This window comes from Streptococcus parasanguinis (assembly GCF_000963275.1).
In the GTDB taxonomy this organism is placed as follows: domain Bacteria; phylum Bacillota; class Bacilli; order Lactobacillales; family Streptococcaceae; genus Streptococcus; species Streptococcus parasanguinis_B.
In genome coordinates this window covers 1,877,004-1,899,958 of the sequence record NZ_JYOW01000001.1, presented here as the reverse complement: position 1 = coordinate 1,899,958, position 22,955 = coordinate 1,877,004, and the positions used below count along the sequence as shown (strand labels likewise).

At 44.0% G+C, this 22,955-nt stretch carries 21 protein-coding genes; 2 read left to right on the top strand and 19 right to left on the bottom strand.

The window, feature by feature from the left end:
* Positions 1–10 precede the first annotated feature (10 nt).
* The 5 genes from TZ97_RS09005 to TZ97_RS08985 are packed head-to-tail and all read right to left on the bottom strand — an operon-like array spanning position 11 to position 4,433.
* Positions 11–415, bottom strand: a complete 405-nt coding sequence (locus tag TZ97_RS09005; RefSeq protein WP_045760098.1) for a PTS sugar transporter subunit IIA — start codon at positions 413–415, stop codon at positions 11–13.
* Between the two features lie 11 nt (positions 416–426).
* A complete protein-coding gene (locus TZ97_RS09000) occupies positions 427–1,245 on the bottom strand; it encodes a PTS system mannose/fructose/sorbose family transporter subunit IID (protein WP_045760097.1) in 819 nt (272 codons plus the stop codon).
* Positions 1,232–2,146: a PTS mannose/fructose/sorbose/N-acetylgalactosamine transporter subunit IIC gene (locus TZ97_RS08995; protein WP_045760096.1), complete on the bottom strand. Its 915-nt coding sequence runs from the start codon at positions 2,144–2,146 to the stop codon at positions 1,232–1,234. Before TZ97_RS08995 ends, TZ97_RS09000 begins: the two co-directional genes overlap by 14 nt.
* Positions 2,147–2,172: 26 nt before the next feature.
* A complete protein-coding gene (locus TZ97_RS08990) occupies positions 2,173–2,649 on the bottom strand; it encodes a PTS system mannose/fructose/N-acetylgalactosamine-transporter subunit IIB (RefSeq protein WP_003009322.1) in 477 nt (158 codons plus the stop codon).
* Positions 2,646–4,433, bottom strand: a complete 1,788-nt coding sequence (locus tag TZ97_RS08985) for a glycoside hydrolase family 35 protein (protein ID WP_045760095.1) — start codon at positions 4,431–4,433, stop codon at positions 2,646–2,648. Before TZ97_RS08985 ends, TZ97_RS08990 begins: the two co-directional genes overlap by 4 nt.
* Before the next feature lie 132 nt (positions 4,434–4,565).
* On the opposite strand from TZ97_RS08985, the gene TZ97_RS08980 reads away from it, so the two are divergent.
* Positions 4,566–5,282, top strand: coding sequence for a GntR family transcriptional regulator (locus tag TZ97_RS08980; RefSeq protein WP_023920049.1), 717 nt, complete (start codon positions 4,566–4,568; stop codon positions 5,280–5,282).
* Positions 5,283–5,620: 338 nt separating this feature from the next.
* On the opposite strand, the gene purB is transcribed toward TZ97_RS08980, so the two are convergent.
* The 6 genes from purB to purD all read right to left on the bottom strand — a co-directional run bounded on the left by purB (position 5,621) and on the right by purD (position 11,180).
* Positions 5,621–6,919: an adenylosuccinate lyase gene (gene purB, locus TZ97_RS08975; RefSeq protein ID WP_045760094.1), complete on the bottom strand. Its 1,299-nt coding sequence runs from the start codon at positions 6,917–6,919 to the stop codon at positions 5,621–5,623.
* 52 nt (positions 6,920–6,971) lie between these two features.
* Complete coding sequence (locus TZ97_RS08970; RefSeq protein ID WP_045760093.1) at positions 6,972–7,199, bottom strand: hypothetical protein; 228 nt, start codon at positions 7,197–7,199, stop codon at positions 6,972–6,974.
* A gap of 9 nt (positions 7,200–7,208) precedes the next feature.
* Entirely contained in the window at positions 7,209–8,159 is a 951-nt protein-coding gene (locus TZ97_RS08965) for a ketopantoate reductase family protein (RefSeq protein ID WP_045760092.1), read from the bottom strand.
* Entirely contained in the window at positions 8,160–9,251 is a 1,092-nt protein-coding gene (gene purK / locus TZ97_RS08960) for a 5-(carboxyamino)imidazole ribonucleotide synthase (RefSeq protein ID WP_045760091.1), read from the bottom strand. It lies immediately after the preceding gene.
* The gene (gene purE / locus TZ97_RS08955; protein ID WP_003015335.1) at positions 9,238–9,726 is read right to left on the bottom strand and encodes a 5-(carboxyamino)imidazole ribonucleotide mutase; all 489 of its coding nucleotides are present in this window, start codon (positions 9,724–9,726) and stop codon (positions 9,238–9,240) included. Before purE ends, purK begins: the two co-directional genes overlap by 14 nt.
* 188 nt (positions 9,727–9,914) lie before the next feature.
* A complete protein-coding gene (gene purD / locus TZ97_RS08950) occupies positions 9,915–11,180 on the bottom strand; it encodes a phosphoribosylamine--glycine ligase (RefSeq protein WP_045760090.1) in 1,266 nt (421 codons plus the stop codon).
* A 182-nt stretch (positions 11,181–11,362) separates the two neighbouring features.
* Between purD and TZ97_RS08945 the strand changes: the two genes are divergently transcribed.
* Positions 11,363–12,382 (top strand): GBS Bsp-like repeat-containing protein, encoded by a 1,020-nt coding sequence (locus TZ97_RS08945; RefSeq protein WP_045760089.1) that lies wholly within the window; start codon positions 11,363–11,365, stop codon positions 12,380–12,382.
* Positions 12,383–12,436: 54 nt separating this feature from the next.
* On the opposite strand, the gene purH is transcribed toward TZ97_RS08945, so the two are convergent.
* The 8 genes from purH to TZ97_RS08905 all read right to left on the bottom strand — a co-directional run bounded on the left by purH (position 12,437) and on the right by TZ97_RS08905 (position 22,952).
* A complete protein-coding gene (purH, locus tag TZ97_RS08940; protein ID WP_045760088.1) occupies positions 12,437–13,984 on the bottom strand; it encodes a bifunctional phosphoribosylaminoimidazolecarboxamide formyltransferase/IMP cyclohydrolase in 1,548 nt (515 codons plus the stop codon).
* 1 nt (position 13,985) lies between these two features.
* Positions 13,986–14,450, bottom strand: a complete 465-nt coding sequence (locus TZ97_RS08935) for a GNAT family N-acetyltransferase (RefSeq protein WP_045760087.1) — start codon at positions 14,448–14,450, stop codon at positions 13,986–13,988.
* Positions 14,451–14,493: 43 nt separating this feature from the next.
* Complete coding sequence (purN, locus tag TZ97_RS08930) at positions 14,494–15,042, bottom strand: phosphoribosylglycinamide formyltransferase (RefSeq protein WP_045760086.1); 549 nt, start codon at positions 15,040–15,042, stop codon at positions 14,494–14,496.
* 184 nt (positions 15,043–15,226) lie between these two features.
* Positions 15,227–16,249 (bottom strand): phosphoribosylformylglycinamidine cyclo-ligase, encoded by a 1,023-nt coding sequence (gene purM, locus TZ97_RS08925; RefSeq protein WP_031574112.1) that lies wholly within the window; start codon positions 16,247–16,249, stop codon positions 15,227–15,229.
* 210 nt (positions 16,250–16,459) lie between these two features.
* Positions 16,460–17,899: an amidophosphoribosyltransferase gene (purF, locus tag TZ97_RS08920; RefSeq protein WP_045760085.1), complete on the bottom strand. Its 1,440-nt coding sequence runs from the start codon at positions 17,897–17,899 to the stop codon at positions 16,460–16,462.
* 12 nt (positions 17,900–17,911) lie between these two features.
* On the bottom strand, positions 17,912–21,637 hold the full coding sequence (locus tag TZ97_RS08915; protein ID WP_045760084.1) for a phosphoribosylformylglycinamidine synthase: 3,726 nt from the start codon (positions 21,635–21,637) through the stop codon (positions 17,912–17,914).
* A 208-nt stretch (positions 21,638–21,845) separates the two neighbouring features.
* Positions 21,846–22,553, bottom strand: a complete 708-nt coding sequence (gene purC, locus TZ97_RS08910; RefSeq protein WP_045760083.1) for a phosphoribosylaminoimidazolesuccinocarboxamide synthase — start codon at positions 22,551–22,553, stop codon at positions 21,846–21,848.
* Positions 22,554–22,703: 150 nt separating this feature from the next.
* Entirely contained in the window at positions 22,704–22,952 is a 249-nt protein-coding gene (locus tag TZ97_RS08905; RefSeq protein WP_024054589.1) for an acyl carrier protein, read from the bottom strand.
* Between the last annotated feature and the right edge of the window lie 3 nt (positions 22,953–22,955).

Sequence of the window (22,955 nt, the reverse complement as noted above, 5' to 3'; positions counted from 1 at the left end):
CCATACCAACCTACTCATCTTCATCATCATCAAGGTTTGACAAGAGGTCATTGACCTTGACAATACTTTCTTTTGCACGTTCAGGGTAGTCCCCTTCGCTACCAATCAGACTGCTATTGATGAATTCGATAACCATCGGAAGATTCATCCCTGCGTATAAGTCAATCGCACGTCCTTCAAGGATCAAGCGGCTCACAGTGTTGCAAGGAGTCCCTCCTAAGAGATCTGCAAATACAATATAGTCTTCTAGGCCTTGAACTGTTGCTTCAAACTTAGCAGTAAAGTCTTCTGGCCCTTCTTCTGGTAAGAGTGCAACTGTATGGATGGATTCTTGTGGTCCCATAATCATTTCTGTACTGGCTTTGAGCTCTTCACAGAAGCGACCATGACTGACCAATACTAGGTGTTTTGCCATACCTTACTCCATTATGCCATTCCAAAGAAGAAGTGGCCAAATGCTGAGAATGCGATTGCTGCAAGGATGATGAGCAAGATAGCTTTTGTAGAGTTCATACCCTTCCGTCCAAGCAACCAGTAGATTACACCTGTGATGATAGCTGGTACCAAACGTGGGAAGATAAGGTTGAGCATATCTTGAATTTCAATCGCTTTGTCCCCAATGTGTGGAGTCCAAGAAACTTCAACACCAATCATGCTGGCAATCAAGGCACCAACCATGAAGATACCCAGAACGGCAGCTGCATCGATCAAAGCTGTCAAGGTACTTTGCATGTTGTTGATGAGGTTAACCCCTTCTTTATAGGCAAATTCCAATTGTTTCCAACGGAAAATGTCATAAGCAACTGCCACAGCGATCCACAAGAAGATACCGGCTGGGTTTCCTGCAACAGCCAAAGTTGCTGCGATTGAACCCATAATAGCTGGTACCAATGATCCAAAGATTGAGTCTCCAAGAGGAGCGAATGGTCCCATGAGACCTGTCTTGATCCCGTTCACGGCATCTTTTGATTTGACACCATCTTTTTCTTCCAAAGCAAGGTCAAAACCAGTGATAATGGTGTGGAAGAATGGTGAAGTATTGAAGAATTGCGTATGCAATTTCATCATTTCTTTCAATTCTGGAGTGCCATCACCATACATTTTACGCAACTGAGGTAAAAGCATATAAAGGTAACCAGAAGCCTGCATCCGTTCGTAGTTCCAACCCAATTGGAAGGTGAAGAGGCTACGTTTGTTGATTTGTTTAAAATCTTCTTTTGTTAGTTTGTAATTAGAATTCGTCATCTTCAATTTCCCCGCTTTCTGATTCAGTTACTGGAGCAGCTACGACTGTACGTTGACTGTTTTTGAAGTGTTGTACTGCAAGGAAGATACCGATAATGGCAATACCAATCATAGATACACTCTTGAAGTTGTTAACAAAAGTAATAGCTTGTTCTTTTGGAAGTTTAGCGAACACATCAGAACCAACAATGCTAGACACTGCAGCACCAAGGCTTTGAACATTGCTATAAAGCACTGTCAACATTGCTGTTAAGCCAAAGCCAAGTGCAAGATAGTGAAGGTTACGACGAACAGGAAGGTAACGAAGCAAGATCGCAAATCCAAGACCTGGAAGCATTTGACCTGCGAGTTTCAGACCGTTTGCCAACCATTGTACATTAGCAAGACCTGTAACAACAGTTTCTACGAAAGAACCACCAAATGCAAGAGCCAAGAAGACTGGAAGGGCACGAGAAAGAGCCCAAGGAACAGCACCAAGAAGGTAGTTGCGTTCAATTCCTTTATAGTCGTAACGTTCGATCGCAGCATCTACACGGTGAGCGAAGTAAGTTGTAGTCATACGACCAAGAATATCAAAGTAGGTCAACAAAGTTGCTACCGGCACAGCGATTGTAGCAATAGCAATCTCTGGATCAATCCCTTTTGCTACTGAGAAGGCAGTCGCAAGAACGGCACCAGATGTTGCGTCAATACGAGAAGCTCCACCGAAAGTACCTACACCGAGCACTGTCAATTGAAGAGAAGCTCCGATAAATAGACCTGTCTTTAAATCCCCCATGACAAGTCCTGTAATGAAACCAGCAAAGACTGGTGATCCTGCTGATGAAACAATCGTCAACTCATCACAGATTTGATAAGCTGAGTACAAAGTAAGTAGTAAAATTTGCCACCATTGTATCATGACAATTTCCTCCTAAAAATTTTCTTTTACTTTAATAACTTCATAAAGTCTTCTGCAGTGTCGTTTGGCACCATCTGAGACGTAATCTTCACACCTTTTTCGTGGATCTTGTTAAAGTCTTCCACGTCCGCGTCCACCACATTGATCGAGCGGGTAATCGCACGCGTCTCATCGGATTGAGACATATTGCCGACATTTAGTGTTTCAAGCTGAACGCCTGCTTCGATCAAACGAAGGAAACGATCTGGTTTGCGAGCTACGATAAAGAGTCGTTGGCTATCATATTTTCCAGCCAAGATATTTTCCGCAGCCTTTGCGACTGGCAAGATACTAAGCTTAACACCAGGTGGTGTCGCTAGTTTCAAGCCACTTTTTTCGATATCATTTTGAGCGACTTCATCATCGATCACCATGATACGTGAAACATTTAGTTTGGTAGTCCAAAGATTGGCTACCTGCCCGTGGATCAAACGTCCATCGATACGGCATCCTACAATAGTCATAAGTTTTCCCCCTTTACTTCTTTGAATGTAGGTTGTTGAACAAGTTGAAGTGTCTCTTGGTAACGCCCTTCTGTCTCAAAGACGATCAGGCTATTGGCTCCTTCTTTGAGGAAACCATGAGGCACGTAAAGTGAAGTGGTCGGTCCGACCTCCCAGAAACGACCAAGGTTGTGGCCGTTGACAAAGACGACCCCTTTCCCAAATCCTGTCATATCCAGATAAGTATCAAGGGTGTGGTCCAGCTGAAAATCATATCGGTAAAATGATGGAGCACCTGCCTGCCATTCCTTTGAAAAATCGAGCTGACTGAGATCTTGTAAATCCAGTGGGTACTGCTTCCAATGAAGGTGGAAATGCAAATCCACACAGACACCTGTGCGAATGCCCTTGTGCTGGCTATCAGCTAAGAGCTTGTGCCCATAGTTGACACGTCCCATATTCTCAAGCAAGATTTTTAAATTCGTAACCGCTTTCTTTTTTCCTTTGATAAAAAGATCTTCACCGATCTCTGTTTGGTATTGTGTTGCTACATGTTGATCATCTAGGTAAATCTGTACCCGATCCCGACCATCAATGATGCGCAGTTTTTCTTCTTCCGCATCCAACTCAAGGTCTGTCTCATATAGGAGATAACCTGTGGTTTGCCCCAACTCCTCCATCTTTTCGGGATAAAGGCTGGTCTCAACCTGAGCCAAATTGTCCAGATTTCCAAAAAGACTAGTCTTGGCTACCAATTGCAAGGTTTGTTCTGGCAAACACTTTTTGATGAGTGGTTCTTGCTGTGGGTATTCCGGATAATAGGTCGCCATCATTTTTTGAATAGCATCATACTTCTCCGTCGGATTGCCCTGCTCATTGAGCAAAGCCCCATAGTCATAGGACGTCACCTGTGGCAAGTCTAGCGTTCCCCGAGCTGAGCAACCATTCATGAAGCCGAAATTGGTTCCGCCATGAAACATATAGAGGTTGATGGAACCAAGCTCCAAGACCTCATGGACAGCTTCTGCCAACTCCTCTGGGTCCCTTTGAATCACGGGTTCCTTCCAGCGGGTAAACCAGCCATCCCAGAATTCCATACACATCAAGGGCCATTTCTTGCCGTATTCGTCAAAGAATTCTTTCATCTGACCGAAGTTATAGGCTGCTTTGGAACCGAAGTTTCCCGTCACAAAGAGGTCTTCTTCGATCAAGGTTCCTGTTCTTAGCGTTGCTCGCCATGGTCCATCTGATGTAAAGAGGGGACAGGTCACGCCTTTTTCCTTCATCAAATCCCGAATGGCACGAAGATAATCCTTATCCTCTCCATAAGAGCCGTACTCATTTTCCACCTGCATCATGAGGATTGGACCACCCTGATCCACTTGGTAGGGTGTCAACAACCCAAGCAAGCGTTCATAATAACGATCCACTGCTTCGATAAAGGCTGGGTCTGATGAGCGGATTCGCAGGTCTTCTTCTAAGAGCCAGGCTGGTAATCCACCAAATTCCCACTCTGCACAGATAAAGGGCGACGGCCTTACAATCATGTAAAGTCCAAGGGATTGGGCTGTTTGAATGAAACGCTCTAGATCCAATCGACCACTAAAGTCAAACTGCCCTTTGCGGGGTTCATGCGCATTCCAAGGGACATAGGTTTCAACCGTGTTGAACCCCAATGCCTTTAGATTATACAAGGAATGATACCAGTCTGCTGGGTCAATTCGGAAATAATGGATCGCTCCGGATAAAATCTTGAAGGGTTGATCTTTTAAATAGAAAGCATCGCGAATCTCAAAAACTCCCATAAACGCCCCCCTTTCTTATATGTAACCCTTTTCATTTATTAATATAATAAATTATTTAAAAAATGTCAACACTTTTATAAAAAATATGTTAAAATAGGGTTAAATAAGAGAAATCTAAAGAGAGGTAGCACTATGGCAATTCCAAAGTACCAACACATCAAAGATGAATTGAAGCAGCAAATTATCTCCGGAAAATTTGAAAATGGAGATAAATTTTATACTGAAGCTGAACTCATTAAAATTTATGATGTCAGCTCTATCACCGTTGTCCGTGCTTTGAACGACCTCGCTGCTGATGGCTACATTGTCCGTCAGCAAGGAAAAGGAACCTTTGTTTCTCGTGCTCGAAAACACAAACTGGTTGAATTTTCAGATGTTGAGACCTTCCCAATCCAAAAGGCCAAAGTCAAAGTTCTCTCTATTAAACGTGGAAATACCTTAAGCATCCTAGACAAACTAGGCCTCAACCCAACGCAATTCTACTATAAGATCGAACGGACTCGCCAGACAGGGGATGATACCTATATCTTCCACCAAACCTATGTTCCTGAACAATACATCAATCCAAACTATCCAAATTTGGAATACTACAGCTCTATCTATGATCGCTTCAAAGAAGACTATCACATTCATATGAATGACGAGCACTTCGAAGAAGTCAACGAAATCGTCTTTCCTACACCAAGCAAGATTGCTAAAGTATTGAAGATCGATGAAAATTTCCCAACGGTCAAACAAGTGAAGACGACCAAGCTAGAAGCGACTGGCCAAATCCTTGAATACACGGAAACCTATAAACGCGGTGACTACTACAAGATCAAGTTCATCTCCTGTGACCGCGATCACTAAGAACCAAAAAGACTGAGACATCTCGGTCTTTTTTATAGCTCCAGTATAGCATGTTAAAAACGATTTCTAAAGACCTCTTTAAAAATATATATAATTAGTGATAGTTTAGCTATAAAAAGTTTAAAAAGAGAGTGGGACAGAAATCGGTAATTCGTTAGAATTCGATTTCGTCGTCCCACCTCCGCACAGTTGAGTAGGGCTGTAAAAGCTGATGAAATCAGCGTATTAGACCCCACTCAACCACTGCGTCTTGCAGTTAGTCTTATCAAACATCAAAGGCTGGACAGTTTTTGCCCAGCCTCTTTCGTCTATTTTTCAAATTCCCTTTTTCGTTGCGACTAGTCACCCAAACCGATGCGTTCGAAGATTTCATCCACCCGTTTGGTGTAGTAAGTTGGGTTGAAGATTTCGTCGATTTCTTCTTGAGTGAGACGTGAAGTTACTTCTGGATCTGCTTCAAGAAGTGGTTTGAAGTCTACTTGGTTATCCCATGATTGGGCAGTCTTCGGTTGAACAAGGTCGTAAGCTTGCTCACGTGTCATCCCTTTTTCAATCAAAGTCAACATGGCACGTTGGCTGAAGATCAAACCAAATGTAGAGTTCATGTTGCGAATCATGTTTTCTGGGAAGACTGTCAAGTTCTTAACGATGTTTCCGAAACGGTTGAGCATGTAGTCAATCAAGATGGTTGTGTCTGGTGCGATGATGCGCTCAGCTGATGAGTGAGAGATATCACGTTCGTGCCAGAGTGACACATTTTCATAAGCTGTGACCATGTGACCACGGATAACACGCGCAAGACCTGTCATGTTTTCAGAACCGATTGGGTTACGTTTGTGCGGCATTGCTGAAGATCCTTTTTGACCTTTGGCAAAGAATTCTTCCACTTCACGTTGTTCAGATTTTTGAAGACCACGGATTTCAGTCGCCATCCGCTCGATAGAAGTTGCGATGCTAGCAAGAACTGCAAAGTACTCAGCGTGAAGGTCACGAGGAAGCACCTGTGTAGAGATTTCTTGAGCACGGATACCCAATTTATCGCAGACGTATTTTTCAACGAATGGTGGGATGTTGGCAAAGTTACCAACCGCACCAGAAATCTTACCAGCTTCCACACCAGTAGCCGCATGCTCGAAACGCTCGATGTTGCGCTTCATTTCGCTGTACCAAGTTGCCAATTTAAGACCAAAAGTTGTCGGCTCAGCGTGCACACCATGAGTACGACCCATCATGATAGTGAACTTGTGTTCTTTCGCTTTGTCAGCGATGATGTTAAGGAAGTTTTCAAGATCTTTGCGGATGATGTCGTTGGCTTGTTTGTAGAGGTAACCATAGGCCGTATCGACCACGTCAGTAGAAGTCAAACCATAGTGCACCCACTTGCGCTCTTCACCAAGCGTTTCAGAAACCGCACGTGTGAAAGCCACCACATCGTGACGCGTTTGCTGCTCAATCTCCAAAATACGGTCGATGTCAAAGTCCGCTTTTTCACGGATCAAAGCCACATCTTCCTTAGGAATTTCTCCCAATTCAGCCCAGGCTTCGTCAGCCAAGATTTCCACCTCAAGCCAAGCACGGTATTTATTTTCTTCAGTCCAAATGTTCGCCATTTCTGGGCGAGAGTAACGTTCGATCATTGTTTTTTCCTTTCTTTTGATGTTTTACATCAGTTAGCAACCGACTGTCGCTTTACTCAAATTCTTCTTTCCCAATCCACACAGATGGATAGTGATCGAGTGTATTCAAATCCGTATCCAGTGGGACATCATAGATAGCTAAATAGTTTTCAGGGTATTGAGCAGTCAGCTCTTCATACTTAGCTTTCACTTTTTCGTGATCGCTACTAGCATATAAGACTTCGACGACTGCTCCAGTCTTCTCTTTTTCAACAAATGCGTTGACGATAAGTTGAATCATAAAAACCTCCTAAATCGAAATGCCCTTCATATTTGCTTCCAGAATAGGCATCTTCACACCTAACTCCTGACCAGTCTGATAAACACTTTGACAACAATAGAAGATGTCCTGTTTATCATTGTGTAAGGTCATGATTTTTCGGGTTAGCTCATTTTTCGCAAACATAACTTTCATGGCTTTGCCGGCTATCCAAGCCGGAATTTTGTAGGGTAAGAGTTCTGCCTTATAAAGTTTCAAATTCACACCACGCGCTTCTACAACTTTCAAAGCTTCTCGAATGGCCTTGATAGCTAATGATAATTCCGAAGAACTATTCATCAAGTTCAGAGCCAATTCTTCTGGATTTTCCAGATTTCCCGAACGCGCAGCTGTCGAAGTAACACCTGCGTTAATCGCCATGTGAATCCAAATCCACTCGACCATATCATGAGGCACTTCCCACTTCAAATCTGCAGAAGTCAGCAAAGTCGTCAGATCAGCATAGTTAGAAATGTGTGCTTTTTGCTCACCTTCTAGCATTAAATGGTCAAACAAGACACCATCCAAATGGTCCTCCTGCATGTGACCTCCAGCTGTCGGAAAGGCCAGAATATAGTCGTAATCCCCTGCCCACTCTTGGACCTCTTTTCGAGTATCCCAGAAATTGCAGAAGAAAACAAGGGTACCTTTGATATTATTTTTTCGCAAGGTCTCCACAGCTTCTTTGACAAACCCATGTCGCACACTCAGAAAAATAAAATCATATTCTGAATCAGCTTCTGCCACATGAACCTCATAGGTGTCGTGTTTATTTTCACCTTTGGAATGATAGCGACCATCTAGTAGATCAACCGACAACTCCTTCGGAGCAGTGCTTTTCTTACTATCTCTCAGTACGTGTTCCACTTGATGGCCTGCTTTTTGGAAGGCGTAGGCATAAGTGGTCCCGATGACTCCAAGTCCTAGAATCGCTATTTTCACTTAAAAATCAATCCCTTTCCCAAATTCCTCAACTTCATCAGGCTCATCACTAAACAAAGTCACATGTCCCATTTTGCGGTTGTGCTTTGCTTCTAGTTTACCATATAAGTGGAGGTGAGCGCTTGGATTTTCTGTCACATATGTTTCAGCAGCTTCGACGTGTTGGCCGAGTACATTAAGCATGACAGCAGGCGCATGAAGGTGGATTGCTGGGAGTGGTGCTCCGAGAACACCCAAGATGTGGGTATCAAACTGAGAGAAGTCGCATGCTTCAATTGAGTAGTGCCCTGAATTGTGTGGACGTGGCGCGATTTCGTTGACGATGATATCATCAGCTGTCGCAAACATTTCTACACAAAGAGTTCCAGACAAGTTCAGTTGTTCTGCGATTCGCACTGCCATGGCCTTGGCTTTTTCAGCTAGACTTTCTGAAATGCGAGCAGGCACAATGGTTTTTGAAAGAATGTTGTTGCGGTGGATATTTTCCTGAACGGGGAAAACCGTCACGTCCTTGCCATTTCCAGACACGATGACCGAAATTTCAAGATCAAAGTTGACAAATTCTTCCAAGACACAGTCTGCCGAGTCAGCTAGCGCATAGGCTTCTTCCAAATCTTCTTCTGAACGAATGACCTTCTGACCATGGCCATCGTAACCACCGGTCGCCGTCTTGAGAACATAGTTTTTCGAGAGGTCGATATCTGACAAGTCTTTGCTTGAGGTCACGACCTTGTAAGGAGCCACAGTGACTTGTGCCTTCTTGGAAAGAAAGTCCTTCTCAAAAATGCGATTTTGGGAGATGCGAAGCAGGTCTGTCCCTTGTGGGAGTTGTCCATCTTTGATAACGGCATCCAAACCATCAGCATCCACATTTTCAAATTCATAAGTGAGAACATCACAGCGATCTGCCAACTGACGAAGGGCATCCACGTCGTCGTAAGGAGCTACGATGATTTCCGCCACACGAGAGGCTGGGCAATCAGCTGCTGGATCCAGTGCGATAACCTTGTGCCCCATGTAGATAGCTGAGATTGCCATCATCTGACCGAGCTGGCCACCACCGATAATCCCAATGGTTTTAGTTGAGCTCATTTGTAGACTCCTCTGCGATTTTTCCTTGTTCTTCTGCGAAATCCGCTAACGCTGTCGCAATAGCCTGGTCCTCTACCGAAAGAAGGCGGAGGGCAAAGAGGGCCGCGTTAGTCGCACCTGCTTCACCGATCGCCATAGTTGCGACAGGCACTCCACCTGGCATCTGAACGATGGAATAAAGTGAATCTACACCGCTAAGGGCACGTGATTTGACGGGTACGCCGATAACCGGAAGGGTCGTTTTAGCTGCGACCATCCCTGGCAAGTGAGCTGCGCCACCTGCACCCGCGATGATGACCTTGATGCCACGGCTACGTGCTTCTTCGGCGTGTTTGAACATGAGGTCAGGCGTCCTATGGGCGGAAACAACTTTCTTTTCGTAAGCGACGCCGAAGTTATCGAGGACTTCAGCTGCTTTTTGCATGGTTGCCCAGTCGGATTTTGAGCCCATGATAATGGAAATTACTGGTTTCATTTTTAATCCTTTTTCTTTTTTTGATAATGGTCTTAGGTGGTGGGGACGGAAGCAAACCTTCGGTTTCATTCCTAAACTTTGAGCCTAAGGTCTCAAAGTTTCCCCCGACCAGAACAGATGCTGTTCTGGTCTTTTCACCACGGCGACCATTATCTTAGTTTAGCTCGCTATGACAAAGTTAGTATCTGTTAATCTTTTATCGCCTTGCTACCGATATCCGTACGATAGAACAGACCTTCTGTGTTTTGTTTGTTGAGTTGGTTGTAGATAATGTTTTGGCCGTCTTTGACGGTGTCTGCTGTTGTGACAAGCATGTAAACACGTCCGCCGTTTGAGAGGAGGTCTTGGCCATTTTCAGCGAATTTGGCACCAGCATAGTAAGTGATGATGTCCCCATCTGTCTTGGCTGGAAGTTTGACACCCTTCTCATAAGCGAGTGGGTAGCCGTTTGAGGCTACAACCACGCCCAATGTCACACCCTTGTCCGTCCAAGTGATGGCTGGCTCTTTGCCATCCAAAATGTCAGTGATATTTTGCGCAAAGTCAGATGTCAAACGAGGCAAGATGATTTGCGTTTCAGGATCTCCAAAACGAGCGTTGAACTCGATGACTTTCGGTCCATCAGCTGTCAAGATTAGCCCCACGTAAAGGACACCTAGGTACGGACGCCCTTCTTTGATCATGCCTTCAAGAACTGGCTTGACAATGGTGTCAACCGCTGTGTCAACCACGCTCTGTGGCAAGTGAGGAACTGGCGCATAGGCACCCATTCCACCAGTGTTAGGACCCTTGTCACCATCGTAGGCACGTTTGTGGTCCTGAGCTGTTGGCATGATGTAGAACTTGTCCCCATTGACAAAGGCAAAGAGAGAGAACTCTTCCCCGTCAAGGAATTCCTCGATGATCACACGCGCACCAGAGTCCCCAAATTTATTGTCCAAAAGCATCTCGTGAGCGGCTTCGACGGCTTGCTCAACCGTCTCCGCAACGACGACACCTTTCCCAAGAGCTAAGCCGTCTGCCTTGACGACGATTGGAGCACCTTTTTCCTCGATGTAGGCCTTGGCTTCTTCGAAATCTGAAAAAGTCCCATAGGCTGCTGTCGGAACGTCGTATTTGACCATGATTTCCTTTGCAAAATCCTTAGACCACTCAAGCTCAGCCGCAGCCTTGGTCGGACCAAAGGCTTTGAGTCCAGCCGCATTGAAATCATCCACGATACCAGCTGCAAGGGCATCATCTGGACCGATAAAGGTCCAAGCAATATCGTTCGCTTTTGCGAAGTCAATCAGCTTAGAATGTTCGGAAATTCCGATATTGATTAAATCAAGACCGTCCAATGTCATCCCGTCATTACCAGGAGCCACAAAAACCTGCTCAACGTCTCTAGACTCCAACAATTTCTTAGCAATCGCATGCTCACGACCGCCAGATCCAACAACCAAAAGTTTCATCTCGAACCTCTTTTGCGAATTATTTTATTAAATTATATCATAATCGTTCGTTTTATTCTAATGATTTCAGCAAAAGTCTTCTATTTTCAGTAGAATCCAAACATTTTTTGCTATTTTCTCCTATTTCTCATTTTTTTCCGAATAGTATAGGTGAGACCTACTAATTGACAAAAAGGAGTATTATGCAAACGATCAAAAAATTTGTAGTACTGACTTGTGCGACATGGGGGATGCAAGCCTCTATTGCCCATGCAGATCAAGCGACCAACGCTATCTATGCCGAAAAAGGGCAGCTGGTGATTCATCTTGGAAACGTCCCGGATAAGTATCAAAAGATCCAAGTTCCCGTTTGGTCTGACCAAAATGGCCAAGATGACCTGATTTGGTATCCTGTGGAACGCAGTGACAAAGGATTTGACCTACAAGTACCTTTAACCAACCACTCTGATCAAGCCGGACTTTATCATGTGCATGTCTATGGGGTGGAGGCAAATGAACAGCTAACCGGTCTTTACCCTCTCACGACCAGCGTCCAGCAAAAAGACCTGGCTTCTTCCCAGCCAAAAATCACGATCACACCCATCTCCTCACAAGAATTTGAGGTAGACCTAAAGTTATTCGAAGACGTTGACGAAATTGTCTTCCCCATCTGGTCTGAAGAAAATGGGCAGGATGATCTGGTCTGGTATCCCGCAAAGAAGATTGCACCTGGACATTTCCAACTGCGCTTTCAGGCTCAAAAACACAAGGGAAGTGGTCTATTTCATCTCCACGTCTACCAGAAAAGCCAGGGACAACTAAAAGGGCTATTCCCCACTAGCTTTCAAGTGGAAAAGGCAAAGCCAAAGCTCACTCCACTCGCGACACACCCGGGAAATACCTATCCGATCGGTGAATGTACCTGGGGAGCCAAAGAATTAGCCCCTTGGGCCCACAACTGGTGGGGAAATGGCGGCATGTGGGCAGCTAGTGCACGCGCTGCTGGATTCCGGACAGGAGATACCCCCGAGGTCGGCGCCATCGCCTGTTGGGACAATGGGGGATATGGCCATGTCGCCTTGGTTACAGACGTCGAACATGACCAAAAAATTCAGATCCAAGAGGCTAACTACAACGGCCATCGCTATATCGACAACTTCCGTGGTTGGTTCGATCCAACCAACCCCATCTGGGGAACCGTCACCTACATCTACCCAGATTAAGGTCTTCTTAATCAGCATAAAAGACACTCATCGTTGAATGAGTGCCTTTTTTGATTAATGTCTAAAATGTCTCACGCCTGTAAAGATCATTGTCAAACCGTATTTATCAGCCGCTTCGATTGACTCTTGGTCACGAACGGATCCACCTGGTTGGATGATCGCTTTAATCCCTGCTTTAGCGATTTCTTCCACATTATCCGCAAATGGGAAGAAGGCATCTGAAGCAAGAACAGCGCCGTCAAGACGGTCTTTAGCTTGGTCAATAGCGATACGGACTGAAGCCACACGATTGGTTTGACCTGGGCCAACACCAAGTGTCATGTGGTCGTTGGTCACGATGATACCATTTGATTTCACATACTTGATAGCTTTCCAAGCAAACTCAAGAGCTGTCGCTTCTGTCTCAGTTGGTTGGCGTTTCGTCACCACTTGCCAGTCAGCTGGGCTTTCTTTCACCACGTCTTGGTTTTGAACGAGGAGACCACCAACAACACCAGTGTATTCTGCTTCCACTTCGCTAGCATCTTGAGCGTCAAATGGCAACTCAAGGATACGCAAGTTTTTCTTCTTGGTTGTCAAGATTTCAAGCGCTTCATCTGTATAGCTTGGCGCGATGATGATTTCGAGGAAAACGCCATGCATCTTCTTAGCTGTCGCAGCATCTACCTCACGGTTGAGAACCACGATTCCACCGAAGATCGATACTGGATCAGACTCATAAGCATAGTCCCAAGCAGTTTCGATGTCGTCAGCTTGACCGATCCCACATGGGTTCATGTGTTTGAGGGCCACAACAGTTGGACGGTCTTTGAAATCACGGATGATCCGGATAGCGGCATCAGCGTCACGGATATTGTTGAAGGATAATTCTTTCCCGTTCAGCTGTTTAGCGGAAGCGATGGAGTAATCCGTTGGCAAAGCTTTTTGGTAGAAGTCTGCATCTTGTTGAGGATTTTCCCCGTAACGCATTGGTTGCTTAAGATCATAAGTCAAAGTGAGTTTTTCAGGTTTTTCTTCACCCACTTGAGCAGTGAAATATTCTGCGATCAAAGCATCATAGGCTGCTGTATGACGGAAGACTTTCGCTGCCAAACGTTGGCGAGTTTCGTAACTTGTTTCGCCGTTTGCTGCCAATTCGTCAAGCACCACAGCATAGTCAGCAGGGTCTACCACAACCGTTACGCTAGCGTGGTTTTTCGCTGCTGAACGAAGCATGGATGGTCCACCGATATCGATGTTTTCAACCGCGTCAGCGTAAGTTACGTCTGGTTTGAGAATCGTTTCCTTGAATGGGTAAAGGTTGACCACAACAAGGTCGATCAACTCGATATTATTGTCCTTAGCAGCCTCTAGGTGACTATCGAGGTCACGACGAGCGAGCAGACCACCGTGGATATTTGGATGAAGAGTCTTCACACGACCGTCCATCATTTCTGGGAAACCAGTCACATCGTCGATGGCAATGGTATCTACCCCAGCATTGTCAAGGGCAATTTTAGTCCCACCTGTTGAGATGATGTCCCAACCGAGTTTTTTGAGTTCTTGGGCAAATTCAACAATACCCGCTTTGTCTGAAACACTAATTAGTGCGCGTTTAGTCATTCTATTCCTCTTTCTTTAGATCCAACCGCATAGCGACTTCGTTATTTTCTTCTATAAATCTTGTTTCCTGAAAACCCAAACTAGTCAGCAGGTACTTCATTTTTTCATTTCCAACTACATAATCTGCGATAATATGATTGCAAGCTCTATCCATCTGAGCCTCTTTGATCAGAGCTTCCAAGGCTTTTCGTCCATAACCTTTTCCTTGGTACTGCTGGCCAATCATTATCCGCCAGATAAAGTATTCTGCCTCATCCTTATCTATTTCCAACAGTAGAAAACCAACTACTAGCTCATTCCAATAGATTGCCATTGGAAACACATCCCCATTCTCTCGGTAGAGCCATGCGTCAGCTAAAGAACGCACATTGGGAGCTACAAAACGTGCTCGTTCATCAGCTTCAGATATTTTCAAATCCAGCACTGCCTGAAAACTGCTCTCATCTACTAACTTCAGATTAATCATTTTTCTCCTACCAAGATTACACAATCAAAACTTGATTTCCTTCTTACCTTCTCTCCACTCCCAAACGTTCCAAGACTTCTGGATAGAGTTTGTACTCTGTTTCATGGATGCGAGTTTCGAAAGTATCAAGGGTATCCCCTTCAAGGCGCGGCACGCGGACTTGTTTGATAACCTTACCAGTATCCACACCAGAATCCACCCAGTGAATAGTCACACCGCTCTCAGCAACACCTGCATTCCAAGCATCCTCAATGCCATGAGCACCTGGAAATTCAGGGAGATAAGCCGGGTGAATATTGATGATACGGCCTTCATAAGCTGCTAGCAAGGTTGGGCCAACGATTTTCATATAACCCGCCAAACAAACCAAGTCAATCTGGTGTTCATCCAAGAGTTTGACGATAGCTTCTTCATAAGCTGCTTTATTGTCAAATTCCTTGAGTTCATAGGCATGACTCACCACACCAAGATTTTTGGCCCGTTCTAAGACATAGGCATCACGATGATCTGAAAAAACAAATTCTACTGGAAAGTGTTCTGCAATCACCTGAAAGTTTGAGCCATTGCCAGAGGCAAAAACAGCGATTTTCATATTCGATACAAAGGGACGTTTCGGCTAGCCGAACAGTTTCGTAGAAAAATAGGAAATCATTGCTGGGTGCTTACCCACAGAATGATTTCTCTTTTTTCCTAGAAAATGAGTCCCGTGTTCAGTTAGGCTTGCTAACTAAACATTCCTTTCTACAATTTCTCCGTATAAAATGGTGATAGCACCATTATTTAATCACCACACTTGCGCCATCTTTCTTCACAATCCGACCGATTTCATAAACAGGTTCGTCAAGAAGTTCTTTGACACGTTCCACATTTTCTGGTTTCACTGCAAGCATGAGACCAATCCCCATGTTGAAGATTTCAAACATTTCTTCATGTTTAATTTGGCCATATTTTTCAAGAGCTTTGAAAATTGGAAGAACTGGGACTTTGCTTTCGTCAATTTCAGCAGCCAAGTCATCTGAGAACATACGTGGTACATTTTCGATGAAACCACCACCTGTGATGTGGGCAATTCCGTTGACCAATTCTTCTTTGATGAGTGGTAATGCTGCTTTGACGTAGATACGAGTTGGCTCCAAAAGAACGTCTTTAAGTTTCTTCCCTTCCAATTCTGGGAGAACTTCTTCACCTGTGTAATCCGCAAAGACACGACGAACAAGTGAGTAACCATTTGAGTGGATACCGCTTGAAGCAAGGCCAAGAATCACATCGCCTTCAGCTACTTTTGAACCGTCAATGATTTGAGATTTTTCTGCAACACCGACAGCAAACCCAGCCAAATCATAGTCATCTTCACCATACATACCAGGCATTTCAGCCGTTTCTCCACCGATAAGGGCTGCACCAGCCTGCACACAACCTTCTGCAACACCAGCAACGACTTGCTCTAATTTAGCAGGTTCATTTTTACCAGTTGCGATATAGTCAAGGAAGTAAAGGGGCTCCGCACCTGCAGCGATGATATCGTTAACACACATGGCCACACAGTCTTGACCGATCGTATCGTGTTTGTCGTACTTGATGGCAAGCATGAGCTTGGTTCCAACACCATCTGTTCCTGAGATCAAAACAGGTTCTTTAACACCTGTTTTTGAAAGGTCAAACATGCCACCAAAACCACCAAGAGCTCCCATGACACCCGCACGTTCCGTACGAGCCACATGTTTTTTGATCCGTTCAACAACTTCATAACCCGCTTCAACGTCTACACCAGATTGAGCGTATGCATTCTTATTTGTCATTTTTTAATCCTTTTCTTTTTTTGAGAAAGAGTGCGACGTATTTTTAGATAAACAATTATTTTATCTAAAAATACTAGTCAGGTCTCTAGCTTTGGTCCAATAGGGCAAAGCGTCTACTGACAAATGCTTTAGCTTTTAGTCAGTAGTGAGACGTGGAGCATAAGCATTTTTATTTGTCATTTGTTTCATTCCTTTTCTTTTGCACTGCTCTTAATAGAAAGAAGTATGTTCTTTCAAACTTTCCACATAGCGTTCTTCGTAGTCATACAAAGGCGTTGGATATTTTCCATCAAAGTAAGCCACACAAAGACCGCCATTTGGGGCATCTGTATCGATTCCAATAGAATCAATCAAGCCATCGATTGACAAATACGTCAAGCTATCTGCACCAATGATATCGCGTGTTTCCTCTACTGTATGATTGGCAGCAATCAATTCCTTACGTGTTTGAATATCGATCCCGTAGAAACATGGATAAGCCAGAGCTGGGCTTGCGATTGCCACATGGACTTCTGTAGCCCCTGCTTCTTTCAATAACTTCACAATCCGACGTGATGTTGTCCCACGTACGATAGAATCATCAATCATGACAACCCGTTTGCCTTTCACGACACCGGATACGGCAGAGAGCTTCATCCGAACCCCTTGCTCCCGTAGTTCTTGTGTTGGTTGAATAAAGGTCCGTTGGGTATATTGGTTTTTAATCAAGCCCATTTCATTTGGTAGGCCAGATTCTTCCGCAAATCCCATGGCTGCGCTAAGTGATGAATTAGGTACACCGACCACAATATCTGCTTCATGTTTGAATTCACGTGCCAATTGAGCTCCCATACGTTTACGGGCTGTATGGACATTGACCCCTTGGATATTGGAGTCTGGGCGAGCAAAGTAGATATACTCCATCGAGCAAACAGCCAATTGGGTGTCCGTTGTATAGTTATCGTAAGTAATACCATTATCATCGATAATCACGACTTCACCTGGATTCACATCGCGGATCCACTCAGCACCAACCACTTCAAAGGCACAGGTTTCAGATGAAACCACGATAGCGCCATTGGCCATTTTCCCAATCGAAAGAGGACGGAAACCATTTGGATCCAAGGCCGCAATCAGCTTATCTTCCAGCATGAGAAGGTAAGCAAATCCACCTTTCACCGTATTCAAGGCTTCTTTCACCTTACCCATGAAGGATGGGTTGTGGCTCCGACGAATCAGGTGGGCCAAGATTTCTGAATCAGAAGTTGAGCTAAAGATCGCCCCGTTATTTTCCAACTCCCGTTTGAGGGACTTGGCATTGGTCAAATTCCCGTTGTGGGCAAGTCCAAACTGCGTATCATGAAAGCGAAAGAGGAAGGGCTGGATGTTATCCACCGAAGCTTCCCCAGCTGTCGCATAGCGAACATGGCCAATCGCTCCCGTTCCTGTCAACTTATCCAAGTTAGTAGGATTTCGAAATACTTCTGAGAGAAGACCCGTATCACGATACCGTTTTAATTGACCCGCATCATTCGAAAGGATCCCCGCCCCTTCTTGACCACGGTGTTGAAGACTGTGTAATCCGAAATAAGTCAGTTTTGCAGCATCTGGGTGTCCCCAGATCCCAAAAATACCACATTCTTCATTAAGAGATTTAACTTCGTATGTCATTTTGTATACCTTTTATTTTCCAGTAAAGTATTTAACCGCTGATGCAAAGAGATGTTGGTCTTTATTTCCTGGAATATTTTGGAAGAGACCGTCTTCGAAACGTTCTGAGTGACCCATCTTCCCAATAATTTGACCGTTCTTACTTGTGATACCTTCGATAGCATTCACAGATCCATTTGGATTGTATTTAGAATCCATGCTTGGTTTACCTTCGAAGTCAACATATTGGGTAAAGATTTGACCATTGTCGCGAAGCTCTGCAAACTCCTCAGCTGTCACGACAAATTTACCTTCACCATGTGATACTGGGATAGCATGAATGTCACCAACTTCTACTCCGGCAAGCCATGGTGAGTTGGTGTTGGCAATACGTGTTTCAACCATCTTAGCCATGTGTTGGTTGGCATCATTGTAGAAGAGGGTTGGACTGGTGCCACTTGCATCTTCAAAGTTACCATATGGAAGAAGACCTGATTTGACAAGGGCTTGGAATCCGTTACAGATACCAATAATCAAACCACCACGTTCGATGAAGCTATCAATGGCTACACGTACTTTTTCATTAAGCAAGATGTTAACGATAAATTTAGCTGATCCATCTGGTTCATCCGCTGCTGAGAAGCCACCTGCAAAGAAGATAATGTTAGCTTTTTCGATATTGTCAACCATAGTGTCAACAGACTTGACAATAGCTTCTTCATTCAGTGTGACAAATGGTACCAAGTTGACTTTTGCACCTTCTTTTTCAAAGGCCTTAGCTGAATCGTACTCAGAGTTAGTACCTGGGAATACTGGGATGTAAACCACTGGTGTATCAACTGTTTCTTTAGCTTTGATCACAGCATCTGATACCACAGCTGGTACTTCTTCCAACTCCGTTGCCTGTGCAAATTCCGTTGGGTAAACTTCTTCCAATTTACCTTGGAAAGCACTGTCAAGTTTGTGTCCATCAAGCGTTACACCATTGACAGTAAGTGTAAAGTCAGCTACTGTTTGTCCGATCTTAGCAACACCTGCAATTTCTTCAGGCGATGTGAAGACGAATCCACCCAATTGGGCTGTCAAGCTAGTGTCAAGGTCCGCTAATTCGACATTTGCTCCGATATGGTTACCAAATGTTGCAAGCGCAAGAGCTTCAACCACACCACCATATTTAACAGCTGATGCGGCTGTCACTTTGTGGTCAGCTTGGATGGCTTCAAATTGAGCAAAGTTAGATTTGATAAGTTCGAAGTCAATTTCTTGTGCCAAAGCTTGACCAGGAATGTAGTAAATATTTTCACCAGCAGCTTTGAATTCTGGAGAAAGAACCTTACGGCTATCTGCAGTTGTTACCCCAAAAGCAACCAAGGTTGGTGGTACGGTTAATTCTTCAAAGGTACCAGACATCGAGTCTTTACCACCGATAGATGGTAAACCAAGTTGAATCTGAGCTTCGATGGATCCAAGAAGAGCAGCTACTGGTTGACCAAAACGCTCTGCTTGTTTATCCATACGCTCGAAGTATTCCTGATAAGAGAAACGAGCCTTAGACCAGTTGGCACCAGCAGCAACCAAACGAGCTGTTGCTTCGATGACTGCATAGGCAGCACCATGATATGGAGACCATTCTGCCACATGAGGGTTGAAGCCTTGCGCCATGACAGAGGCAGTTGTTGTCACGCCATGTTGAACTGGCAATTTCTGTACAGAAGCTTCCGTTGGTGTGATTTGGTAGCGACCACCAAGTGGGTGATTGACTGTTGAACGACCAACCGAGCTATCAAAGATGGTTTGTAAACCTTTTTGACTGGCATGGTTCAGGTCAGCCAAGACTTCAAGAGTATCCGCTTCAAGGGTTTCAGCAGATGTTTGACGTTCTTCTGGAAGCTTGACATCCTTGTCAACCACCTTAGCATCTACGACAACACGTACACCGTTTGTATCAAGGAAACGACGTTCCAAATCAACGATTGTTTCACCATTCCAGTGCATGACAAGATTTGGTTTTTCAGTCACTGTCGCAACGACAACAGCATCAATATTTTCTTTATTACATTCAGCAACGAAGGCATCTACATCTTCTGGACGGACCACGACAGCCATCCGTTCTTGAGATTCAGAGATGGCAATTTCTGTACCATTCAAACCTTGGTATTTCAATGGCACTTTGTCTAGATCAATTTCAAGACCATCTGCCAATTCACCGATAGCCACACAGACACCACCAGCACCAAAGTCATTTGATTTCTTGATCAGACGTGTCACATCCCCATTACGGAAAAGACGTTGAATCTTCCGTTCTTCGATGGCATTCCCTTTTTGAACCTCAGCACCAGCTGTTTCAACAGATTCAACGGTTTGAACTTTAGAAGAGCCTGTCGCACCACCGACACCGTCACGTCCAGTCTTACCACCGAGCAAGATAATCACATCACCAGCTTCAGGTTTTTCACGGACAACATTTTCCTTAGGAGCCGCACCGACAACTGCACCTAGCTCCATACGCTTAGCAACGAAACCTGGGTGGAAGTATTCACGAACATAAGTTGTCGCCAAACCAATTTGGTTACCGTATGAAGAATAACCATGAGCCGCTGTTTTAGAAATCACTTGTTGTGGCAATTTACCAGCGCGAGTCGCTGAAATTGGAGCTGTAATATCACCAGCACCTGAGATACGCATAGCTTGGTAAACGTATGAACGACCTGACAATGGGTCACGAATGGCACCACCGATACAAGTAGCTGCTCCACCAAATGGTTCGATCTCCGTTGGGTGGTTGTGCGTTTCGTTCTTGAACATGAGAAGCCATGGTTCTTTGACACCATTGACATCCACTTCAATTTCAACAGAGCAGGCATTGATTTCATCAGACACTTCCATGTCATCCAAACGACCATTAGCACGCTCATAACGGCCAAAAATAGTTGCCATATCCATCAAGGTTTGAGGTTTTTCTGTACGTCCCAACTCATCACGCATGGCAATATACTTGTCATAAGTCGCTTGCAATTGTTTTTCAAATTTAGAAGCTGAGAAGTCGATGTTTTTCAACTCAGTTTCGAAAGTTGTGTGACGGCAGTGGTCAGACCAATAAGTATCCAAAACTTTCAACTCAGTCTCAGTTGGTACACGTCCAATAGATTTGAAGTAATCTTGGATGAAGAGAAGGTCATCCACTTCCATGGCCAATCCTTGCTCAGCCTTATACTTAGCAAAATCTTCTGCCGTATAAGTTTCAAAGAAATCTAAGCTTGGAATGGTCTTGTCAGACTCAGAGAAATCCTGTTTAGCTATACCAACAGTGATATCTTTGAAACGAGAATCCACTGGGTTCAAAAGGTAGTTTTTGACAGCTTCCAACTCATTCGCATCAATATCCTTGTTAACCAAGTAAAGTTGTGCTGTGTTCACTGTTACATCATTTGAACTACCAAGCAAAAGCAAAGCTTCTTGTGAAGATGCGGCACGTTGGTCAAATTGACCCGGCAAACTTTCGATCGCAAAGAAAGCATATTTCTCAAGATCAGCTTGAACTTCAGCTTCATCCAAAACAGTATCGGTCACTTGCTCAGAGAAGATATGTTTTTCCGCACGCGCAAACAAGTCCTCTGCCAAATTAAAGACATCGTAAACCTGAACAATCCGAAGATCCTTCAAGGTTTTCAACTGAAGATTATGCTGTAATTCTTTTACTAAAGAGTCCGATTTCACACGAAAATCAGCTTTTTTCTCAACGAAAATACGTTTATCCATTTTATTTCCTTTATTTCTATTCAAACATGTTATCGAAGACGAAGGTTTTCTATTTCAAAAAGATCACTTCAAACCTTGTAATTTTTCCAATACAACTTCATAAACATCTGTCAAGCTACCAAGATCACGACGGAGTGAAAAGGTCTAGTAGACCTTTTCAGCCTGAGTCCTTTTACTTGAAAGACGAAGGTTTTCCGTTTCAAAAAGATTACTTCAAGCCCTGTAATTTCTCCAACACAACCTGATATACATCCGTTAGGCTACCCAAGTCCCTACGGAAAACATCCTTGTCCATATGGTGCCCTTCCGCATCCCAAAGGCGGCAGTTATCTGGTGAAAATTCATCTGCCAAGATTATTTTGCCATCCTTATCAAAACCGAATTCCAATTTGAAGTCAATCAAACGAAGACCAATTTGTGCAAACCAATCTTTCAGCAATTCATTGATACGACGCGTTTCTTCCTTGATATAGGTAATTTGTTCGTCGTTAGCAATATCCAAAAACTTCACATGTTCATCATTGATGAATGGGTCATCCAACTCATCGTTTTTATAGTAAAATTCAACGATTGGAGTTTTTAAGTCCAAACCTTCTTCAACTCCAAACCGTTTTGAGAAAGAACCCGCCGTCACGTTACGAAGAACAACCTCCAAAGGAATAATTTTCACTTTCTTGTTGAGTTGTTCAGTATCAGAAATACGTTCGATAAAGTGAGTAGCTACTCCCGCAGCATTCAATTTTTCAAAAATAAGAGACGAAATCTGATTATTTAGCACACCTTTTCCCTTAATAGTCTCCTTACGAGCCCCATTTAGCATGGTTGCCTGGTCCTTATAGACCGACTTAATCACATGTTCGTCCTCAGTAGTATAGATATCCTTAGCTTTTCCAGTATAAATCAGTTGATTGGTCATGACTTTGTTCGCCTTTCGTATTTTATCACCTTCATTCTATCACATACAAAGTGTATTTTCAATAAAATTCCGTACAATATAAGCAGAATCCGAATAAAAAGGACAGAAAAAAAGATCATCCAGAATAATCTCTGAACGATCCCTTTTTCATTAGTGACCAGCAGTTCGTTTTTCGATATAGTCGACAACATCCCCTACTGTGTTAAATTCATCAATAGCCTTGTCCGGAATCTCAATTTGGTATTCATCCTCAAGATTGATAATAAATTCCATCAATTCAACAGAATCCGCCTGTAAATCCTTACGTAAGTCAGATTCCAAAGATACTTGAAAGTCTGGTCCCTTGCGATCTTTGAGAAATTCCTCAATAGTAGCTAAAATTTCGTTTTGTTTACTCATACA

Bases quoted from the DNA above. Each gene is read 5' to 3' on its own strand.
- TZ97_RS09005 (WP_045760098.1), bottom strand. From the start codon at position 415: ATGGCAAAACACCTAGTATTGGTCAGTCATGGTCGCTTCTGTGAAGAG.
- TZ97_RS09000 (WP_045760097.1), bottom strand. From the start codon at position 1,245: ATGACGAATTCTAATTACAAACTAACAAAAGAAGATTTTAAACAAATC.
- TZ97_RS08995 (WP_045760096.1), bottom strand. From the start codon at position 2,146: ATGATACAATGGTGGCAAATTTTACTACTTACTTTGTACTCAGCTTAT.
- TZ97_RS08990 (WP_003009322.1), bottom strand. From the start codon at position 2,649: ATGACTATTGTAGGATGCCGTATCGATGGACGTTTGATCCACGGGCAG.
- TZ97_RS08985 (WP_045760095.1), bottom strand. From the start codon at position 4,433: ATGGGAGTTTTTGAGATTCGCGATGCTTTCTATTTAAAAGATCAACCC.
- TZ97_RS08980 (WP_023920049.1), top strand. From the start codon at position 4,566: ATGGCAATTCCAAAGTACCAACACATCAAAGATGAATTGAAGCAGCAA.
- purB (WP_045760094.1), bottom strand. From the start codon at position 6,919: ATGATCGAACGTTACTCTCGCCCAGAAATGGCGAACATTTGGACTGAA.
- TZ97_RS08970 (WP_045760093.1), bottom strand. From the start codon at position 7,199: ATGATTCAACTTATCGTCAACGCATTTGTTGAAAAAGAGAAGACTGGA.
- purK (WP_045760091.1), bottom strand. From the start codon at position 9,251: ATGAGCTCAACTAAAACCATTGGGATTATCGGTGGTGGCCAGCTCGGT.
- purE (WP_003015335.1), bottom strand. From the start codon at position 9,726: ATGAAACCAGTAATTTCCATTATCATGGGCTCAAAATCCGACTGGGCA.
- purD (WP_045760090.1), bottom strand. From the start codon at position 11,180: ATGAAACTTTTGGTTGTTGGATCTGGCGGTCGTGAGCATGCGATTGCT.
- TZ97_RS08945 (WP_045760089.1), top strand. From the start codon at position 11,363: ATGCAAACGATCAAAAAATTTGTAGTACTGACTTGTGCGACATGGGGG.
- purH (WP_045760088.1), bottom strand. From the start codon at position 13,984: ATGACTAAACGCGCACTAATTAGTGTTTCAGACAAAGCGGGTATTGTT.
- TZ97_RS08935 (WP_045760087.1), bottom strand. From the start codon at position 14,450: ATGATTAATCTGAAGTTAGTAGATGAGAGCAGTTTTCAGGCAGTGCTG.
- purN (WP_045760086.1), bottom strand. From the start codon at position 15,042: ATGAAAATCGCTGTTTTTGCCTCTGGCAATGGCTCAAACTTTCAGGTG.
- purM (WP_031574112.1), bottom strand. From the start codon at position 16,249: ATGACAAATAAGAATGCATACGCTCAATCTGGTGTAGACGTTGAAGCG.
- purF (WP_045760085.1), bottom strand. From the start codon at position 17,899: ATGACATACGAAGTTAAATCTCTTAATGAAGAATGTGGTATTTTTGGG.
- TZ97_RS08915 (WP_045760084.1), bottom strand. From the start codon at position 21,637: ATGGATAAACGTATTTTCGTTGAGAAAAAAGCTGATTTTCGTGTGAAA.
- purC (WP_045760083.1), bottom strand. From the start codon at position 22,553: ATGACCAATCAACTGATTTATACTGGAAAAGCTAAGGATATCTATACT.
- TZ97_RS08905 (WP_024054589.1), bottom strand. From the start codon at position 22,952: ATGAGTAAACAAAACGAAATTTTAGCTACTATTGAGGAATTTCTCAAA.